The organism is Parasphingorhabdus sp., from assembly GCF_036963705.1.
GTDB lineage: Bacteria > Pseudomonadota > Alphaproteobacteria > Sphingomonadales > Sphingomonadaceae > Parasphingorhabdus.
In genome coordinates this window covers 24653-42887 of record NZ_JBALUT010000014.1, presented here as the reverse complement: position 1 = coordinate 42887, position 18235 = coordinate 24653, and the positions used below count along the sequence as shown (strand labels likewise).

14 protein-coding genes are annotated in these 18235 nt (G+C 56.6%); 6 read left to right on the top strand and 8 right to left on the bottom strand.

Features of this window, described 5'->3' with window-relative positions; all coding sequences use genetic code 11:
- Positions 1-13: 13 nt before the first annotated feature.
- Entirely contained in the window at positions 14-754 is a 741-nt protein-coding gene (locus V7680_RS05295) for an SDR family NAD(P)-dependent oxidoreductase (protein WP_335652245.1), read from the bottom strand.
- A gap of 88 nt (positions 755-842) precedes the next feature.
- On the opposite strand from V7680_RS05295, the gene V7680_RS05290 reads away from it, so the two are divergent.
- Positions 843-1613 carry an SDR family NAD(P)-dependent oxidoreductase gene (locus V7680_RS05290; protein ID WP_335652244.1) on the top strand — a complete coding sequence of 257 codons (771 nt, stop codon included), beginning with the start codon at positions 843-845 and terminating at the stop codon, positions 1611-1613.
- Between the two features lie 48 nt (positions 1614-1661).
- Here V7680_RS05290 and V7680_RS05285 read toward each other — a convergent pair whose 3' ends face one another.
- Genes V7680_RS05285 through V7680_RS05275 form a run of 3 tightly spaced genes read right to left on the bottom strand, consistent with a single transcriptional unit; the run spans position 1662 to position 6534 of the window.
- Positions 1662-3527, bottom strand: a complete 1866-nt coding sequence (locus tag V7680_RS05285) for a hydantoinase B/oxoprolinase family protein (protein ID WP_335652243.1) — start codon at positions 3525-3527, stop codon at positions 1662-1664.
- A gap of 1 nt (position 3528) precedes the next feature.
- The gene (locus V7680_RS05280) at positions 3529-5583 is read right to left on the bottom strand and encodes a hydantoinase/oxoprolinase family protein (RefSeq protein WP_335652242.1); all 2055 of its coding nucleotides are present in this window, start codon (positions 5581-5583) and stop codon (positions 3529-3531) included.
- A gap of 30 nt (positions 5584-5613) precedes the next feature.
- Positions 5614-6534 carry a hydroxymethylglutaryl-CoA lyase gene (locus tag V7680_RS05275; RefSeq protein ID WP_335652241.1) on the bottom strand — a complete coding sequence of 307 codons (921 nt, stop codon included), beginning with the start codon at positions 6532-6534 and terminating at the stop codon, positions 5614-5616.
- A 64-nt stretch (positions 6535-6598) separates the two neighbouring features.
- Here V7680_RS05275 and V7680_RS05270 point away from each other — a divergent pair, with 64 nt between their 5' ends.
- A complete protein-coding gene (locus tag V7680_RS05270; protein WP_335652240.1) occupies positions 6599-7780 on the top strand; it encodes a CaiB/BaiF CoA transferase family protein in 1182 nt (393 codons plus the stop codon).
- A 3-nt stretch (positions 7781-7783) separates the two neighbouring features.
- Here V7680_RS05270 and V7680_RS05265 read toward each other — a convergent pair whose 3' ends face one another.
- The gene (locus V7680_RS05265; RefSeq protein WP_335652239.1) at positions 7784-8440 is read right to left on the bottom strand and encodes a GntR family transcriptional regulator; all 657 of its coding nucleotides are present in this window, start codon (positions 8438-8440) and stop codon (positions 7784-7786) included.
- A 134-nt stretch (positions 8441-8574) separates the two neighbouring features.
- On the opposite strand from V7680_RS05265, the gene V7680_RS05260 reads away from it, so the two are divergent.
- From V7680_RS05260 to V7680_RS05250, 3 genes are read left to right on the top strand one after another with little or no spacing between them, the layout of a single operon-like run.
- On the top strand, positions 8575-8886 hold the full coding sequence (locus V7680_RS05260) for a hypothetical protein (RefSeq protein ID WP_335652238.1): 312 nt from the start codon (positions 8575-8577) through the stop codon (positions 8884-8886).
- 57 nt (positions 8887-8943) lie between these two features.
- Positions 8944-11487: a TonB-dependent receptor gene (locus V7680_RS05255; RefSeq protein ID WP_335652237.1), complete on the top strand. Its 2544-nt coding sequence runs from the start codon at positions 8944-8946 to the stop codon at positions 11485-11487.
- 39 nt (positions 11488-11526) lie between these two features.
- The gene (locus V7680_RS05250; protein WP_335652236.1) at positions 11527-12150 is read left to right on the top strand and encodes an isochorismatase family protein; all 624 of its coding nucleotides are present in this window, start codon (positions 11527-11529) and stop codon (positions 12148-12150) included.
- A gap of 67 nt (positions 12151-12217) precedes the next feature.
- Here the strand turns inward: V7680_RS05250 and V7680_RS05245 are convergent, their stop codons facing one another.
- Positions 12218-13327, bottom strand: a complete 1110-nt coding sequence (locus tag V7680_RS05245) for a glycosyltransferase family 4 protein (protein ID WP_335652235.1) — start codon at positions 13325-13327, stop codon at positions 12218-12220.
- A gap of 217 nt (positions 13328-13544) precedes the next feature.
- Between V7680_RS05245 and V7680_RS05240 the strand changes: the two genes are divergently transcribed.
- Positions 13545-14534: a DUF1702 family protein gene (locus V7680_RS05240; protein ID WP_335652234.1), complete on the top strand. Its 990-nt coding sequence runs from the start codon at positions 13545-13547 to the stop codon at positions 14532-14534.
- Positions 14535-14561: 27 nt separating this feature from the next.
- On the opposite strand, the gene glk is transcribed toward V7680_RS05240, so the two are convergent.
- Positions 14562-15533 (bottom strand): glucokinase, encoded by a 972-nt coding sequence (glk, locus tag V7680_RS05235; protein WP_335652233.1) that lies wholly within the window; start codon positions 15531-15533, stop codon positions 14562-14564.
- 80 nt (positions 15534-15613) lie between these two features.
- Positions 15614-18148, bottom strand: coding sequence for a glycoside hydrolase family 3 protein (locus tag V7680_RS05230; RefSeq protein WP_335652232.1), 2535 nt, complete (start codon positions 18146-18148; stop codon positions 15614-15616).
- Between the last annotated feature and the right edge of the window lie 87 nt (positions 18149-18235).

Here is an 18235-nt window from a genome sequence, read left to right as displayed (position 1 = left end):
GCTTTCTCGCAAATTATAGCAGCAAACCGCCGTCGGCGATAATCGTCTGGCCTACGATATAGCCCGCCAGCGGGGACGCGAGGTACAGGGCCAGCCCCGCCATGTCGTCGGGATCGCCAATCCGGCCCACCGGAATCGACCGGATGGTCGCTTCCCGGCGTTTGGGGTTGTCGGTGGTGACCTTGGTCATCTTGGTTGCGATCAGGCCCGGCGCTATACCGTTGACGCGGATGCCGTCCGGAGCCCAAGCCTTGCCTAGAGTGCGCGTCAAGCCAGCGGCGCCAGCCTTCGAAGCATTATAGCCGGGGTTGCCGACGGTAGCATGGAAGGCGGCGGTCGAACTGATGATGATCAGCGACCCCCGTGCCACTTTCAGCAGATCGTGAAACTCGCCCGCGCAGGTCATCAGGCTGTTGAGATTGACCTGGACGACCTTGGCGAAATTTTCCGGTTCGAATTCCGCGCGCTTGTACATCACCATACCCTGCGAGCAGACGAGTATGTCCAGCTTGTCGAACTTCTGCCGCAACGCGATGATCGCAGCGTCATCGGCGGCATCAAGCTGATGATAGGTCAGGCCCGCCAGATCAGATCCTTCATCGGCGTCATAATCAGATGTGTTGGCCCGTGTTCCGGTCACATGCACCTCCGCGCCACGGCTGCGAAATGCGTGAGCGGTGGCATTGCCAATGCCGCTGGATCCGCCGATGATGCAGACGGTCTGGCCGTTATAGTCGAGCGATGGGTCGATCATTTATCTGTCTCCTTTGCAATAGACTATTGGCCGAGCATTTGCCGATCGTCTAGAGTCTGTTGCATCATCAAGCCGGAGCAATGACATCATGGATATTCCCTTTTCCCTCGAAGGGCGCACCGCGCTGATCGCCGGCGCCTCGTCCGGGTTTGGCGCGCGGTTCGCGATCCTTTTCGCGGCGGCGGGAGCCAATGTCGTGCTTGGCGCGCGACGAACCGACCGAACAGATGCTTTGGCAAAGGAAATCGCTGATGCCGGTGGCAGGGCGCTCGCGGTCCCGCTCGATGTCACCGATGAAGCGTCGATCATTGCCGCTTATGATGCGGCGGAAGCGGTATTCGGAACGGTCGATACCATTGTCGCCAATGCCGGGATGGCGGCATCCGGTCGCGCGACCGACGTTCCGGAGGACCGGTTGCAGATGTTGCTCGATACCAATTTCAAGGGAGTCTATCTGGTGGCAAGGGAAGGCGCGAAGCGTCTGATCGCATCGGGTAGCCGCGAAAAGGGCAACGGCCGGATCGTAATCGTCGGATCAATCACCTCGCGGATGACGGGCGATGGCGATAGCGCTTATGCCGCAAGCAAGGCCGGGATCACCCATCTCGGCCGCAATTTTGCCCGCGAGTGGGTGCGGCAGGGGGTCAATGTCAACACCATCCATCCCGGCTATATTGCAACCGAGATTCAGGGCGACTGGTACCAGACCGCTGGCGGCGAAGCGCAGATTGCCGGTTTCCACCGTCGCCGCTTGCAGGACATTGAATCGCTCGACCCGATGATGCTCTATCTGTCATCCGACGCATCGCGGATGGTGACGGGGTCGGATATCGTCGTTGATGACGGACAATCGCTCTGACCCGCAGACCGGGCCGAAGGCCCCGGCCATGCAGGTCGGCATCATAGTTCAGGCGGCAACGCTGCCGGGCTGAACCGGGGCCGGCAATCCGGTTTCTACCAGACAATTGGCCCGCAGCGTTTCGATATCGGGACCAAAGTTGAACGGTCCGTCGGTCTCAATGACGTTCTGGGCCATTTCCGCGCGCAGGCTTTCTGTTGCCGGACCATCGACGCTTCCGTCTGTCGCGATGACCACACCATAGTCGCGGGCGCCGTTCACGGTGACCAGCCCCTGACGAATTTCCAGAGCGACCAGTTCGGGATCGCGCTCGAGCGGGTTGCCCCAACCGCCGCCACCCCAGGTAATGAAGTGGAGCAGATCACCTTCGCGAACTTCGATGCCATCCTGCTTGTTGCCTACAACCTCAGTCGATCCGTCAGCGCGTTCCAGGATCTTGGTCGCGCGGTCACCCGGCTGGCCGCCATTCACGCCCCACGGATAGGTGAACCAGCGGTCGTCGTGAATCGCCACAGTTCCGGGCTCGAGGAAGCAATATGTCATGTGAATACCATTGCCGCCACGGAACAGACCTGCGCCGCCGCTGTCGGGCTTGGCTTCGTAGCGTTCGATCCGCAGCGGGAAATATTTCTCGAGAAACTCGTTCGGAACATTGGTGAACCCGGGCCAGAGAGAGTGGCCATCCGGACCATCGCCAAACGGTCGGCCGGGAATGCCGCCAAAGCCGATCTGGAACAGCTGGAACCATTCGCCCGATTTGTCGAAGCCGGAATACATCAGGTGCGGGCTGGAGGAGAAGCCTGCACCATTGAGGAATTCAGGCTGACGCTGGCCGAGCAGGCCACCCAAAATGTCAAAAATCCGGCCGAGCGCATGGGTGCGTCCGGCAAGTGCCGCGGGATATTTCGGCTTGAGCAGCGAACCTTCCGGAATCCGGACATCGACGAGATCGTAGAAACCGTCGTTGAACAATATCTGGGGATCAAAAATCATGATCATGTAGATGCCGAAAAACATCTTGAACATATTCTCGTTGAGATAGAAGTTGATCGAGCTAGGCGCTTGCGGATCGGTGCCTTCAAAGTCGAGAATGACCTTGCCACCTTCGCGCCACATCTTGCAGCTGATCTTATATGGTCCGAACCCGACGCCATCATCGCAGATATAGTCGGAGAAACTGACCGGTTCCTCGCCGATGCTGGTCTCGATCAGATGTTTCATCGCGCGATGGTTGCGCGCCAGCAGCAGATCGGTCGCGCTGGCAAAATCATCCTCGCCAAATCGTCCGCACATTTCGTCAACCCGGCGGGCTGCCACCCGGCAGGAAGCGATCAGGGCGTTGAGATCGGCTGCGCACCAGTCCGGTTTGCGGCTCTGGTGAAGGATGACCTTGACCATCTCTTCGTTATACACGCCCTTCTGGTAGATTTTAACCGGCGGAATCCGGACGCCTTCTTCAAAGACGCTCTTGCTGTCGATCGGGATCGAGCCGGCGACCTTGCCGCCAATGTCGGACTGGTGACCGAACATCGCGGTCCACGCGACCAGCCTGCCGCCGCGATAGACCGGCAACAGGATCAACCAGTCATTATTGTGGCTGACCGCGCCTTCGCACGAATAGGGGTCGCTGAGGAAAATCATGTCGCCTTCCTCGATTGTGCCGGGATAGGCGCGCAGGAAGCCGTCGATGAAACTGCCAAATTGGCCGACAACCATTTTGCCATTGCGGTCGGCGATCAGGGGAAAGGCGTCGCCTTGTTCTCTTATACCGGGCGACATCGCAGTGCGCACGAGGGTTGCGTCCATCTCGATGCGGGCGTTGCGCAGCGCATTTTCCATGATGTCGAGTGTGACTGGATCAACCTCGACCTTGTTGAAAGGGGCGTTGTTGGTTTCGATAATCTGTGCGGGCATCTTAAGCTCCTTCAGCCAGATTGATGATGAGATTTCCGTGATCGTCGACCAGCGCCTCGCAGCCGCTGTGCACGAGCGTGGTGCTATCCATTTCGGTGACGACGGCAGGGCCAGGGATGCGGTTGCCAGCCTTCAACAGGGCGCGGTCATAAATGATCGCTTCCTGCATTTTCCCGTCCATATAGAGCTGGTGATCGCGGGTTTTAGCACCCGATGGATCGGGTCCTCCCTTGTCGATGATCGGCGGCGCGACGTCGGCGGTCTTGCCCAGAGCAACGGCACGGACGTTGACAATCTCGTGCGGCGTTTCATCGAGATTGAAGGTGAAAAGGCGCTCATGCTCGGTATCAAAGCGCGCGATCAGGCTTTCGATCGAAAGACCGTCGGGTTCAACCGACAGCGGAATTTCAAACGCCTGACCGGCATAGCGGATATCGATTTCGTAGAGCAGTTCGACATCGTCCGGCGCGACATCCTCGGCCTGCAGTTCCTGTTTCACCTGGGCGCCGAGATTGTCGAGATAGGTGGTCAGTTCCTCGTCGCTGGTGTTTTGCACCATCTTGTTGAAACTGCGCTGGGTCTCGACCCGCTGGCGGGTGGTAGCGTCGCCATAAGCGCAGAGCACGCCGGGCGATGGCGGGATGATCACCGGCCAGCTGTTCATCAGCTTGCCCATCGCATTGGCATGCAGCGGCCCGGCGCCGCCGAAGCCCATCAGAGCAAATTCGCGTGGGTCATAGCCCTGTTGAACCGAGACCAGCCGGAGCGCGCCGAACATATTTTCGTTCACGATGTCGATGATGCCCGCGGCCGCAGCCATCAGGTCGATATTCAGCGCATCGGCAATGGTCTGCACCGCTTTTTGGGCGCCTTCCCGATCGAGTTTGAAACTGCCACCGAGTAGAGATTCCGGTAGATAGCCGAGTACAACATTGGCGTCGGTCACCGTCGGCAATTCGCCGCCCTTGCCATAAGCAACCGGCCCGGGTTCGGCGCCGGCACTTTCCGGTCCGACCCGCAGGGCCTTGGTCAGTTCGGGGACAAATGCAATCGACCCGCCGCCTGCACCGACGGTTTTGACGTCGATCGACGAAGCGCGGACATTGAGATCACCGACCGATGTTTCCCGCTGCAGCCGCGCTGCTCCATTTTCGATCAGTGCGACATCGGTGGACGTGCCGCCCATGTCGAGGGTGAGGACATTTGTGACCTTCGCGCTTTTCGCGACCCAGACCGCACCAGCCACGCCGCCAGCCGGTCCTGACATCAGCAGGTTGACAGGAGCCTCTGCGCTTTTTTCTGCCGACATCAAGCCGCCGTCGGAGCGCAGCAGATTGAGCTTCGCCTTGGTGCCCCATGATTTCAGTTCTTTTTCGAGATTGCCGACATAGCGCGCTACTGCCGGGCGGACCGCGCTGTTGGCAACGGTGGTTAGCGCACGCTCATATTCCTGCATTTCGGGCAATATGTCCGAGGAAATCGAAATCGGGATATCTGGAAAGACTTCTGCGCATATGGCAGCGACGGCCTTTTCATGCCTGCCGTCAACATAGCTGTTCATCAGGCAGATGGTCAGAGCTTCGATTTCTTCGGCTGCTTTCAGCTGCTCGAGCCGAGCGCGCATCTCTGCTTCGTCCAGCGCGCGGACGGTCTGCCCTTTGGCGTCCATCCGTTCGGGTGCTTCAATGGTCCGTTGCAGCGCTGCCATCGGCTCGGGCTTCGGCCAGATGATCCAGGCGGCGAGCCCGCCAGGCACAAGGCTGCGGGCAATTTGCATCAGGTGGCGATGGCCCTCGGAAACGACCAGTCCGACCTTGGCAATCTTCTTTTCCAGCACCGCATTGGTGGCAACTGTCGTGCCGTGGAGGAACAGGTCGATATCGCCCGGAGCGATATTTTGACGCTCGCATAACCCTCTCGCGCCATTGATCACTGCCTGTGAGGGATCGCCGGGGGTCGATGGAACCTTGTCCCGGAATGTCTGTCCGGTTGCTTCGTCAATCAGCAGAAGATCGGTAAATGTTCCGCCAACGTCGACGCCCAATCGATACCCCATATTGCAATCTCTTTTCTATCTAACAGTCATTCAGGATTCGGCCCTCGCCACCAGAGATGGCAACGGACGGCCGATTATAGTTTCGAACCATTGGTTGGTGGCGATCGCTTTGCGCAGATCGAGATCATGTTCGACACCAGACCGGTCGAGCAGATTGATCAGGTCTTCCGTTGCAATATTGCCGGTGGCATTGGGCGCAAAGGGGCAGCCGCCGAGGCCGCCAAGGCTGGAGTCCAGCGTCGATACGCCCGCCTGAGCGGCAGCCCATGCGTTGGCGATGCCGGTGTTGCGGGTGTCATGAAAATGCGCGCGCATAGAGATATGCTCGGGGAGCAACTCCCTGAGCCTTCCAAACAAATCGGTCACCTGCGCGGGAACCCCCACGCCGATCGTATCGGCGAGTGCGATTTCCAGCGGATCTTCTGCCGCCATTTCTTCGGCGATCTGCAAGACCGTCTCCGGCTTGACCGCGCCTTCGAACGGGCAGCCGAATGCGGCCGAGATGGTGACCTGTGCTTTCAGTCCCTCGGACTTGGCAAAGCGGATCATCTCGCGATTCTCCTTGATGCCCTGCTTTATCGTCTGACCCTGATTTTTTTGTCCGAACGTGTCGCTGGCCACGACAACGCAACCGGCTTCGTCGATCCCGCGCTTGTTCCCATCCCGGGTTGCGAGGCCTCGGAGGACGCCGCGCTTGTTCAGGCACAGGCCGATATAGGAAACATCGCTCCGGTCCGGCAGACCCGCGATTACGTCTTCGGCATCGGCCATTTGCGGAACGCGCCCCGGATGGACGAAACTCGCGACCTCGATTCGACGCACACCAGCATCCAACAGGCGATTGATCAGGCCCAGCTTATCTGCTGTAGAAATAACCTCGGACTCGTTCTGCAGGCCGTCGCGCGGGCCGACTTCGAGAATATTGACAAAGGCTGGGGTTTGTTGCGCCATAAAATTTGTATACAATTATGATCCTCCTTTGTATAGAAGAAAGGATGATGCGGGAGTATTTTTAATGACGCAAGGGGCATTGACGGGGCTGCGGCTGATCGAAATGGGCCAGCTGATAGCGGGGCCGTTCTGCGGTCAGCTGATGGGCGACCATGGCGCCGAAGTAATCAAGATCGAGCCACCGAAAGTCGGCGATGCGATGCGGACCTGGGGTCAGGGCCTCCCGCTCTGGTTTTCTGTGGTCGGCCGGAACAAAAAGTCGATCACGCTCAATCTGCGCGAAAAAGAAGGCCAGGAAATCGTCAAGCGGCTGGTCGGAAAATCCGATTTCCTGCTCGAGAATTTCCGCGCTGGAACGCTGGAAAAATGGGGTCTCGATTACGACACGCTCAGCGCGATAAACAAGGGCCTGATCATGATCCGGGTATCCGGCTATGGTCAGACCGGGCCTTATTCGAAGCGCGCCGGCTATGGCGCGATTGGCGAGGCGATGGGCGGTATGCGCTATATTGCCGGAGAGCCAGACCGGCCGCCAAGTCGCGCAGGGCTCTCGATCGGTGACTCGCTTGCCGCCACTTATGCCTGCCTCGGCGCGTTGATGGCGCTCGAGCATCGCCATAAGACCGGCGAAGGACAGGTGGTTGATTCAGCGATCTACGAGGCGGTGCTGGCCAATATGGAATCGACCGTCGCCGAATATACGGTGGCCGGGCATATCCGCGAGCGTACAGGATCGATCCTGCCAAAGATCGCGCCCTCCAATGTCTATCCGACGCAGGATGGCAGCGTACTGGTGGCGGGTAATCAGGATAGTGTCTGGAAACGCATGTCGGCGATGATGGGGAAGCCGGAACTGGCCACTGACGAACGTTTTGCGACGCATGTGGCGAGAGGAGAACATCAGGCGGAACTCGATATCATGGTTGCTGACTGGACCAGTAAATTTAGCAGTCAGGATGTGCTGACATTATGCGAGAATAACGGCGTGCCGGCAGGAAATATCTATCGCGCGCCGGAAATGCTCGCGGATCCACATTTCAAGGCGCGCGAGGCTCTGGTCGAAATAGACCATCCGCATCATGATAATTTTGTCATGCAGAATGTCGCCCCGAAACTGTCCAAGACACCCGGCCATATCGATAGTGTTGGCCCGGAACTGGGCGCGCATAATGAGGCAATTTATGGTGAGATGCTCGGCATGAACAGCGCGCAAATGGCAGATCTGCAGGATCGCGGTATCATCTGACGCTCAGTCTTCGGCGCTGCTTTTTGTGGCGACGCTGAAACTGTGGAATGCCCGACGGATATGGCTGGTCATGACCGCGGAGGCCCAATTCTGGTCCTTTGCGGTAAAGGCGGCGATCAGTTCCTCATGATCTGCGCGCGATTGCATTAGATCTTCCCGTGAATAGTGGTGGGCGGTGCGGCGCACCACCGGCTGTTCGACCAGCGCAGGGAGCAATTTGCTCAGTCTTGGCGATTGTGCACATTCGAGGATCAAGTCGTGAAATTGCCGGTTGGCGTCTAGGAAAGTCGCTATATCGGGCGTTGTCTGATCGACAGCTTTTGTTAGTGCTTCGTTGATTTCACGTAATTGTTTCAGGCTGCCGGCGTTCATTTTTTGCGCGGCGCGCTGGGCGGCATGGGATTCCAGCATCCCTCGCAACGTGAACATTTCGTCGATTTCATCATCCGACCAGTCGGCTACAGAAAGTCGCTTGGACGCACTGCGGACCAACAACATCTCGTTTTCCAGCCGCTGGACCGCATCGCGCACCGGGGTTCTCGAGACGCCGGAAATTTCCGCCAGCTGTTCCTCGGTCAGTTGCATACCCGGATGGGCCTCTCCGGACAGGACGAAGCTACGGATCTTTCTATAGGCGGTATCGGAAGCTCGGCTCATCATTGGGCTATTGGCGCAATAAATGGTGATGAGCAAGCACTGACCAATCTGGCAGTTTACGCTTGACGGATCACAATTGTATACAATACAACGGTGTCAGGGAGTTTTCTCATAACCATGGCCGAGCGGGGTTTGCTATGAAATGGATAAAAGTCATCGTTCCGATTCCGATGGACGAGGCAGGCGTGTCCGATCGTGCCAAGCAATTGCTTACTGATACTGTTCGTACCGGTTTCCAGCCGGAATGTGATGGCGTCTCGTCGAGCGCGGCACTCGCTGATTTCACAGATAATGAAGGGAACGGACGAACTGTGGCCTCTGTTGTCACTGAGTCTGCCGCTTACGATGAGGGTATGGCCCTGCTTAACAATAGAAATCCCTGGCGGGTTCGGGACGGGAAATTTCAAGAAGTCTATGTCTATATGAGAGGAGCCAACGTGCTCGTCTAAAATATTTCTGACGGGCCAAAACGAGTCCGCAGATGATTCCATTCAGGGAGAAATACCATGCGTTGCATCAGAACAGCTCTTTCACTTTCAGTGGGCTTCGCCGCGCTGGCTGGCTCTAATCCGGCTTTCGCGCAGACGGGCGGGGAACAGGCCAGCGAAACTCAGGACAGCAATGTGATAATCGTGACGGCACGACGTCAAGACGAATTGCTCGCCGAAGTTCCGGCATCGGTTACGGTCTTCACCTCTGAAATGCTGGATCGTACAGGCGTTCAGCAAGCTGATGAATTTGTCCAGCTAACCGCCGGTGTAACGATTGTTAGCGGTACCGCAGAAGCGGGCGACACCCAGATCAACATCCGCGGTATCAATGGCGCGCGCGACGCCGAAAGCTCGGTCGCGCTGGTCGTTGACGGTATTCTCAAGACCAACACCGCCCAGCTCAATCAGGATCAGGGCACGTTGCGCCAGATCGAAATATTGAAAGGCCCGCAAGGCGCCCTCTATGGTCGTAACGCTGCTGCCGGTGCGATTGTTATCCAGACGCTCAAACCAAGCGACATATTGGAAGGCGGCATCAAGGTCAGCGCGGCGGAAGATAATACCTATAAGGCCTCGGCCTATATCTCCACCCCGGTGGGCGATAGCGCCGGTCTGGTGCTGTCCGGCTCCTTCAACACCACCGACGGTTTTTACCGCAACAGTTTCCTCGGGAACAGCAAGGTCGTGGACGATCAGGAGACCTGGTCGGTCGACGGCCGCTTCGTGGCCGAATTGGGTGATTCGACCGAAGTTGACGTCAAGGCGCGCTATGCCGACCTTTCGGGCGCGTCGATCAATTTTAACACGTCTTTCCACCTTCCCAATTTTGCGGCGGTCAACCCGGCCTTTTATGAAGATGTGAACACCCATCCGTTCGGCTATTATTCAAACATTCGCCCTACCAACGACCAAACAACGTTCGAGACCTCGGTCAAGCTGACCCATGAATTTGAATCAATGACCCTCTCGGCCTGGGCACTCTATAGCGATGTCGACCAGTCACTGACGGCAGACGGCACTTCTGCAGATTTTGCGCGCTATACTTTTCCCGGCGCAACGCCTGCATCGGTAGCGGCTTCCAACAGCTGTTTCGCGACCACTGCGCAACTAACCGGCTTTCCGTTGAATCAGCCGACCTTTGTCGGCAACAACCCGATCCCGTTCATTTTCGATCCGGTCAATGGTTCAACGTTCGGGGCCTATAGTCCGACCACCTGCGACGGCACCCAATATCAAATTCGCGAACAGACCGATATCAGTGCGGAAATCCGGCTTTCGTCCAATGGCGACGGACCGCTGGCCTGGCAGATAGGAACATATTTCCTCAATATCGACCGTGATGTCGGAGTCAGTCTCGGCGCCGATCTGGGCCAAGGCATCACCCGGCAATTATATAACGACGCCAATAGCAGCAATCCGACTTCGCAGCTCTTTGCCGATAATTTCAACACCAACGTTTATGCAGTTTTCGGCTCGGTGGATTATGAAATTGCCGACAATTTTGATGTCGGGCTGGCGCTGCGCTATGATATCGAGGAACGCAAAGTGTCCAGCCGGGTGCCGGTCGTGGCTGATCCCATCACCGGTGCTCCGATCAACCCTGGACAAGCTTTTGGTGCGATTCCGGACCAGCAGCAGACGTTCAAGGAACTCCAGCCGAAACTTTCGCTGCGCTACGGTCTGACCGATAATCTGAATTTCTACGCCAACTGGGGCATTGGTTTCAAATCGGGCGGATTCAATAATCAGGGATCGGCCGCCATCGTTGACCAGAACTTCAATCAGTTCATCGGCACCAATGTTCTGATCAATGACAATTTCCGCAAGGAAACATCGAGCGCATTCGAGGCTGGTTTCAAGGGCTCTGCGGCAAATGACGCGATCACATTCGATCTTGCCGGCTATTATACCAAAGTCGATGATATGCAGTTTTTCGAATTTTTCGTCGGTTCTTTCGGTCTGCTCCGGGTGGTCTCGAACATCGACAAAGTCGACATTTACGGAGTGGAATTCAACGCCAACGCGGAAATCGTAAAAGGCTGGGATATTTTCGGATCGGTCAATGTTACCGAAAGCGAAATCAAGGCCAATTCCTCTCGTCCTTATACCGTCGGCAACAAGTCGCCCCAGACCGCAGACTATACGATCAATCTCGGAACGCAGATGGTCGCCCCGATTGCCAAAAGTTTCGATCTGGTGATGCGCGCAGACTACCGCATCACCGGCCCGACATGGTTCCATACGGTGCAGGAAGACACTGGCCCGACCCTGTTTAGCGGTCTTTTGCCATTGCCCGCGGACGCAGCTTCCCCGAACAAACTGGTGTTACCCGCATTTGTCGGTGATGCCGATTTGTCGGTTACCGAGCGCAAGGCTTTTGGCGTTCTTGATCTTCGTTTTGGACTGGAAGGTGACAACTGGAATATTACCGCGTTTGCCGACAATCTGCTCGACGAGAACTATCTCAACGAAGTGATCACCGCGGTCGAATTTGGTGGATCGTTCATATCGCCTGGTGGCCGGCGGCGCTTCGGTGTTGAAGTCGGGTATAAATTCTGATGATTGCGCCGTCCTGCGGCGGCGTATATCGTTGCCGCTATGACGGATGATCTAAAGGATAATTATGCTGGCGTCTTCGACGGCGGGCTCGGATTTGGCAGCAAACCAGCGCTAATTCTGGTTGATTTCGTCCAAGCCTATTTTGCCCAAGACTGTGATCTCTATGCCGGTGTTGACGACACTCTCGCCAATGCCATCGCGCTACGTGATGCTGCCCGCCGTGCCGGGATACTGATCATCTACACCAATGTGGCTTATGCACCTTCTTTGATTGACGGCGGCAGATTTGCACAAAAAGTAGCGCCGCTTGCAAATTTCGTTGCTGGCCATCCGATGGGTGCCTGGCCCGAGGGATTGGCACCGGCAGACAATGAGCTGGTCATTTCCAAACAATATGCCAGCGCCTTTTTCGGCACGACTTTGGCATCAACGCTGACCGCCAACGGCAATGATAGTTTGATCATCGCCGGCTTGACGACCAGCGGTTGCGTTCGGGCCACCTGTGTCGACTGTTGTTCTCATGGCTTCATTCCGATTGTCGCCCGACAATCCGTGGGCGATCGACATCAAGGGCCGCATGAAGCAAGTCTGTTTGATATGCAGGCAAAATATGGTGAAGTGGTTCCTGACGCGCAGGTCATGGACTATTTGAGCAATTTATAGAGCAGGGTTCGAACGCTCCGATCCAGCACGAGGCGTTGGAATTTCTGACGATGGACGGGTGACAGACCTAGATCCGCGAAGTCTTGGGTTTAGAACCCAGTTCTGCAGCCTCATTGGCGAATATCTGATCATAGACCCGGATCGTCAGGTCGGCAATTTCTGCCCATTGCGGGAATCGACCGGCATTTACGCGAAATAGATCCGGATTGGCGTTGGCCCGATTGAGCGCGCTGACCATGCTCCGTATGTCGTCCGGTCTGAAATAATGTTTGGCGTTGAGTCTTAGATCCCGGTTTTCCGGCAGGTCGCTCAACAATACCGGACAGTCAAAGCTTATCGCTTCGAGCAAGGTGTTGGAATGGCCTTCGCGAATAGACGGGTTAACGAAAAACCGTGCCCCGCGATAGAGCGGGGACAATTCCGGCCGTGATATACTGCCCAATATCACTATCCGGTCGTCGCCCAAGGCCTCGATCTTTTCGCGACCCGAATCCTTCTCCCAATCACCGACAATCACCAGCTTCATTTGAGGATGGTTTTTGACGAAGACGCGAAAGGCCGCGACCAGGCTGTGAATGTTCTTTTGTCGAGATATCTGGCCAACGAACAGAATATAGTCCCCGCTGACCGGCGGGCTTGAAGCATTTGCCGAATTTTCTGTCGGATCGACGGCGTTTCCGATGACATGGATATTTTGCTTGATCCCCGCAGCGTAGAGACTTCTCGCCAGGGCGGGCGTGACGGCGATGATATTGTCCGCCCAACGCAATTGATATGTGGCGCATCGCATGACCCATTTGGCCGATCTGCTCCACGGACGATGGTGACAATCGGCGCCCAGGCGGACGACGATCTTGCAACCCATCAGCTTGTAGGCCCAAAGCATGAAGGCCGGTTCCAGCCCCGCGAAATGGACAAGATCCGGTCGCATGCGAAGCGCCTTGAACAAGGTCGAGATCGCGTAGAGCATTTCACTTTTTCCGAGAAAACCCGGTATCGGGGCAGGCCATAAGGCGACGCCCTTATATTGTTTGGCTTCAACAAAAGGTTTCCAGCCGGCGATGCACACTTCCCAGCCTCGGTTTACGATCAGGGGGAAAAGGCGTTCTGCATTTTTCTCTACGCCACCGATAACATCCGGTATACCGCGGGCGCCGATGACCAATATAGATTTCATTGCATGTCCCTTTGGCTGGTCCCAAAATTTTGCTCATATCACAGCAATCGGGTTAACAAATTCAACTGTAACCGAGCCAGTTGGCCGCTTAAGACAAGTATTCGCTTTGATTACCGGTAACTCGCGCTATTTTGGTCTATCGAGACGTTTTGCGAGAAGTATTTGATTAGTATATGGTAATCGCTGCATGGTTGAAGATGTAACGAACCGAAATATAATGGACAGGGTGGACCGGATCAAAATAGTTGAAAATATTGCCGATCAGCTAAAGCCGCTGCCTGCTGTGGTCCGGAAGTTTCTGGCGCTCAATCCGAGTCGCGTGGAATTTCGTGTTCGCGGATTTGCCCTCGCTGAAAAAAGTCATGAGGAAAGGCTGGAAGCAATCGGCAAGGCATTTCTGCGTGGTTATAATCTGACGCTGGCGGCCCGGTCGTTCGGCGAATTTGACCAGGCCCTGGCGCAAGAATCTGATTTGTTGCGAGGGTTTTTTATCGAAGGCGGGGCGATGGGCAGCGCGCTTGTCGATAGCGTTCCGTTTCGCAAGCCGATGTTGCCGCGCTATATTGCCCGGTTCGGAACGCAATATCCGATATTGGTTCATGCCGGTGTCGGCCTGACGATCTCGAAACTGGCCTGGCGAGAGAAAGGAATATTGTCCGAGCTCGACCCGTTCTATCGCTGGCTGGCTTATGACGGCCGCGGCTACCACAATATGTATTTTGAACCGGAAAAAACCTTGGCTGGCCCGAGGCACAAGTTGCAGGGCTATGCCGCCCGTGCATATGATCAGGGCGCAGGACGAGGCATCTGGTTTATCAGTGGAGCTTCTGTCGACAAGGCTGCGGACACAATCGCGGCCATGGCTAGCGAGCGGCGGCCAGATCTTTGGGCCGGGGTTGGACTGGCATTATGCTATGCAGGACCAGCAGGCGCGAAGGAATTTCTGAAGGCAAAAATGCTGGCCGGTGGTTATGCTGCCAACATGGCAACCGGTGTGGCCTTGGCCTGTAACGCTAGAATCAAGGATCAGTCTCTATTGCCCGAAACCAGAGAGGGGATAACCGCTTTGTGGGGTGTCACACCGGAAGTCCTGGCAGGGCGAGTCGAAGCTGCACGACTATCGATATCGTCATCCGATCTTGACGGTGGCTATGCCGTGTGGCGAGAAATGATTGCCCGGGATTTTATCGAGCAACAATCTCTTTGATTCAGTGATGATACTTGTTGCGCGTGATCAGTTTGGATATTCGATTGCAAAGGCAGCCGCGGCTCCCAGCAGACCGGGTTCGGGATGGGTTATGAGCTTGACCGGCAGGCTTTCCATCAATCCGCGATAGCGGCCCTTGGAGACAAACCGGTCAGCAAAACCCGATTTGTTTATGTGCTTGGCCAGACGTAGGCCCAGGCCGCCGGCCAACACAACAGGGCCGGGTCCGTGGGTTAGCGAAATGTCACCGGCAACGGCTCCCAATGCTTGAAGAAAACGGTCGAGCGCGGCGATTGCAATGCTATTTTCACCTGCCAGAGCCATTGACCAAAGCGCTTTGTCATTGCCTAGCGGCATCGCTCGACCTTCCATTTCGCACAGCACTTCGAATATCGCGCGAAGGCCAGGTCCGGCTACCACTCGCTCTACCGCTACCCGGCCATGTTTGGCACGGAGGTTCTGGAGAATGCGATCCTCTACTGCATCCAGAGGCGCAAAATCACAGCGGCCCCCTTCCGACGGAAGCACCTGGGTCCGTCCGTCATTGATAACCAGGGCGGCAACGCCAAGACCGGTCCCCGGGCCAATCACGCTGATGACGCCATTTCGGGGCAGCGGCAGATCCGGCCCGCTAATATGCATCAGCTGGTCTTCATCGACCAAAGCAACCGCATGGGCGACAGCGGCGAAATCATTGATCAATATATGCCGGTCGACTCCCAGTTTTTCCGGTATCTGGGATGGCCGAACAATCCACGGATTATTGGTGAGTTTGATCAGATCGGTCCTGATCGGCGCAGCGATGGCGATCGCGGCCGCGCGTGGAAGGTCGCGGCCGATCTGCTCGCCGAATATTTCCCATGCGATCTGGAAGCTCGGATGATCGGCGGTGGCCAAAGTCACCGGGGAGGAAAGCGACAATATTTTACCATGCTCGATTTCCGCGATGGCAAAGCGAGCGTGGGTTCCTCCAACATCTGCGACAACGATTTCATTCATGATTTAAACCACCGCCTTTGAGGGCATTTGAGATCCTGCTTGCCGGACCGCATTAGATCGAGACTGAGATTGGGACTATTCTATTCGCAGCCCAATATGGTGTCGGCCACGGTACCCAGCGCTACCCGCGACAGGCTGAAGTCGATCGATCCCGCCGTTGAAATTTGAAACGGAGCATCCAGTTTGCTCACGTCCGCCCCGGCGTTGGCAAAACATTTGATCGGCACGCCAACCGTCTGCCATTTACCAACCTCCAGCCTGCTCAGCGCCGCCGGCGCAATTTGGCCGCCGCATCCTTCGCCGCAGCGCATCGACAATTTGATCGGTGCGCTGGACAGTTGCTCATAGCGCATCGTCACCAACAGCAAGACGTCGCCATTGGTCTCGCGGCTGATGTCTATCGGCGCATGGGTTACCAGCTCGATCAGCGTGGGACCGCTGCCGCTAGAGGTGAACTGCCGGGCACCTTCCTGGGTCAAATGATCGACCGCTTTGACCTGAACCCGGCCTCCGATCGCTTCCACCGGGGTGGTGGTGATCCGGGTCCGGTCGGATTGGCCGTCCGACACCAGCAGCGACCAGGATGCGGTGGGAAGTCCCTTGTCAAAAAATGTCCCGGCACTGGATTCTTGACTGACGACTCCGGAGTCTTCGGGCAGCATGCCCATATTGGAAGCGCTGTCCGACGTCAGGCCATAGCCGAGCTCGAACAACCGAGGTCCTTTGGCGTTTGCGGTCATCGGCCAGGTGAAGCTCAATTTTCCTTCAAATTCACGGGCGATTTTCCCGTCCTTGTCGCGGAACAGGACGTCGGCCACGCCGCCGCCTTCAGAGCCGGGCAACCAGGCCGCGACAAAAGCGTCGGACGCGTTGAGTTCTTCATTGGTCCACAGCGGACGTCCGGTCAGAAAGACCGCGACCACGGGTATGCCCTGGGCCTGCAATTTGCGCATTGTTGCCAATGGGCCCTTCAATTCGGATTTGAGCTGCAGAGTTTTCAGATCACCCTGGAATTCGGCATAAGGCGTTTCGCCAAAGATCACGATGGCCGCATCCGGCTGTTGGACGAAGCTGCCATCGGGCGCGTGATGGACGGTACCATTCGCTCCGGTAACAGCCTCTTCAATCCCTTTAAGGATTGATGTTGCACCGGGGAATTTGTCGTTGCCGATACCGGTTCCCTGCCAGGTCAGCGTCCAGCCTCCCGAGGCGCGACCGATATCGTCGGCGCCATCCCCGGCAACCAGGATATGGCTTTTAGGGTTCAGCGGCAGAACCCGATTATTGTTCTTCATGAGAACTAGCGACTTGCGCACCGCTTCGCGAGCGAGGGCGCGATGATCGGCGCTACCGAGCAGCTGGAACCGACCGGAATAGGGCCGGCTGGACGGCCGTCCGGCTTCGAAAAGTCCGGCGCGGATCTTTACCCGCAGGATATTGGCCACCGCGTCTTCAAGCCGGTCCATCGGCACTGTGCCGTTTTTCGCCTGAGCCAGCAGACTATCATACAGCGGTTTCCAGGTGTCGGGAGCCATATACATGTCGAGCCCGGCGTTTATCGCCTGCGGACAGCTTGCATTGGTGCAGCCCAATACCTGACCATGGGCATTCCAGTCGCTGACGATGAAACCGCCAAAGCGCATACGTTCCTTCAGAACATCGGTCAGCAGTCCTTTATGCCCGGTTATTTTAGCGCCATTCCAGCTTGAAAAGCTGGCCATGATGGTCTGAACACCGGCGTTGATAGCCGAGACATAAGGCGTGCCGTGGATATCCCGCAATTCGGTTTCGCTGATTTTGGCGTCGCCTTGATCACGGCCCTGGTCGGTGCCGCCATCAGCGAGAAAATGTTTGGTGCTGGCCAGCACATGGGGCCCCGATAATATCGGTTCGTCGCCAGGCTTGCCCTGCAGGCCCTCGATAAATTTTTCGACATAGCTGGCGACAAGCACCGGGTCCTGCGAATAGCCTTCGTAAGCGCGGCCCCAACGACCATCTTGCGGCACAGTTATGGTCGGAGCAAAGGTCCATTCCATTCCGGTCGACCGCAGTTCGAGCGCGGTTGCTTCGGCGATACGTTGTACCAGGTCGGAGTCATGCATCGCGCCGAGGCCCACATTATGCGGAAATATCGTCGCCCCGACAATATTGCTATGGCCGTGGACGGCGTCGGTGCCCCAGATAATCGGAACAGCGGTCCGGCCGCCGCTGGTGTCAACCGATGCATCATAAAAGGCATCCGCGAGAGCAAGCCACTTTTCCGGCGGCGCAAATTCATCATTGTCCGGTGCCGAATTGCCGCCATTCAGGATTGATCCTAGATGATAGCGCTTGGCGTCTTCTGGCGTAACACTGGCGATATCGGCCTGGATCACCTGCCCAATTTTCTCTTCAAGGGTCATGCGCGCGATAATGGCATCGATCCGAGCCTCCACTGCAGCATCCACAGGATAGGGCCAATCGGCCCGCGGCCAAATCTCGGGATGAATGGTGGTCGCCGGATTTTCGACAGCTGTTGTCACATTGATGGGAGGCGGAGGAACGCGAACACAGGCCGTAGTGACAGTCAGTGCCAGCAATGAGCTAACCAGATGGCGACGCACTCTTAAGGTCAATTTTGTTTCCTCTCACGATATCCGTACCACTCATCGGTAGCATTGAGACTGCTAATAAATATAATTGACAACGTTATCAACCATTTT

Coding starts and splice junctions, on each gene's coding strand:
- V7680_RS05295 (WP_335652245.1), bottom strand. CDS start 754: ATGATCGACCCATCGCTCGACTATAACGGCCAGACCGTCTGCATCATC.
- V7680_RS05290 (WP_335652244.1), top strand. CDS start 843: ATGGATATTCCCTTTTCCCTCGAAGGGCGCACCGCGCTGATCGCCGGC.
- V7680_RS05285 (WP_335652243.1), bottom strand. CDS start 3,527: ATGCCCGCACAGATTATCGAAACCAACAACGCCCCTTTCAACAAGGTC.
- V7680_RS05280 (WP_335652242.1), bottom strand. CDS start 5,583: ATGGGGTATCGATTGGGCGTCGACGTTGGCGGAACATTTACCGATCTT.
- V7680_RS05275 (WP_335652241.1), bottom strand. CDS start 6,534: ATGGCGCAACAAACCCCAGCCTTTGTCAATATTCTCGAAGTCGGCCCG.
- V7680_RS05270 (WP_335652240.1), top strand. CDS start 6,599: ATGACGCAAGGGGCATTGACGGGGCTGCGGCTGATCGAAATGGGCCAG.
- V7680_RS05265 (WP_335652239.1), bottom strand. CDS start 8,440: ATGATGAGCCGAGCTTCCGATACCGCCTATAGAAAGATCCGTAGCTTC.
- V7680_RS05260 (WP_335652238.1), top strand. CDS start 8,575: ATGAAATGGATAAAAGTCATCGTTCCGATTCCGATGGACGAGGCAGGC.
- V7680_RS05255 (WP_335652237.1), top strand. CDS start 8,944: ATGCGTTGCATCAGAACAGCTCTTTCACTTTCAGTGGGCTTCGCCGCG.
- V7680_RS05250 (WP_335652236.1), top strand. CDS start 11,527: ATGACGGATGATCTAAAGGATAATTATGCTGGCGTCTTCGACGGCGGG.
- V7680_RS05245 (WP_335652235.1), bottom strand. CDS start 13,327: ATGAAATCTATATTGGTCATCGGCGCCCGCGGTATACCGGATGTTATC.
- V7680_RS05240 (WP_335652234.1), top strand. CDS start 13,545: ATGGACAGGGTGGACCGGATCAAAATAGTTGAAAATATTGCCGATCAG.
- glk (WP_335652233.1), bottom strand. CDS start 15,533: ATGAATGAAATCGTTGTCGCAGATGTTGGAGGAACCCACGCTCGCTTT.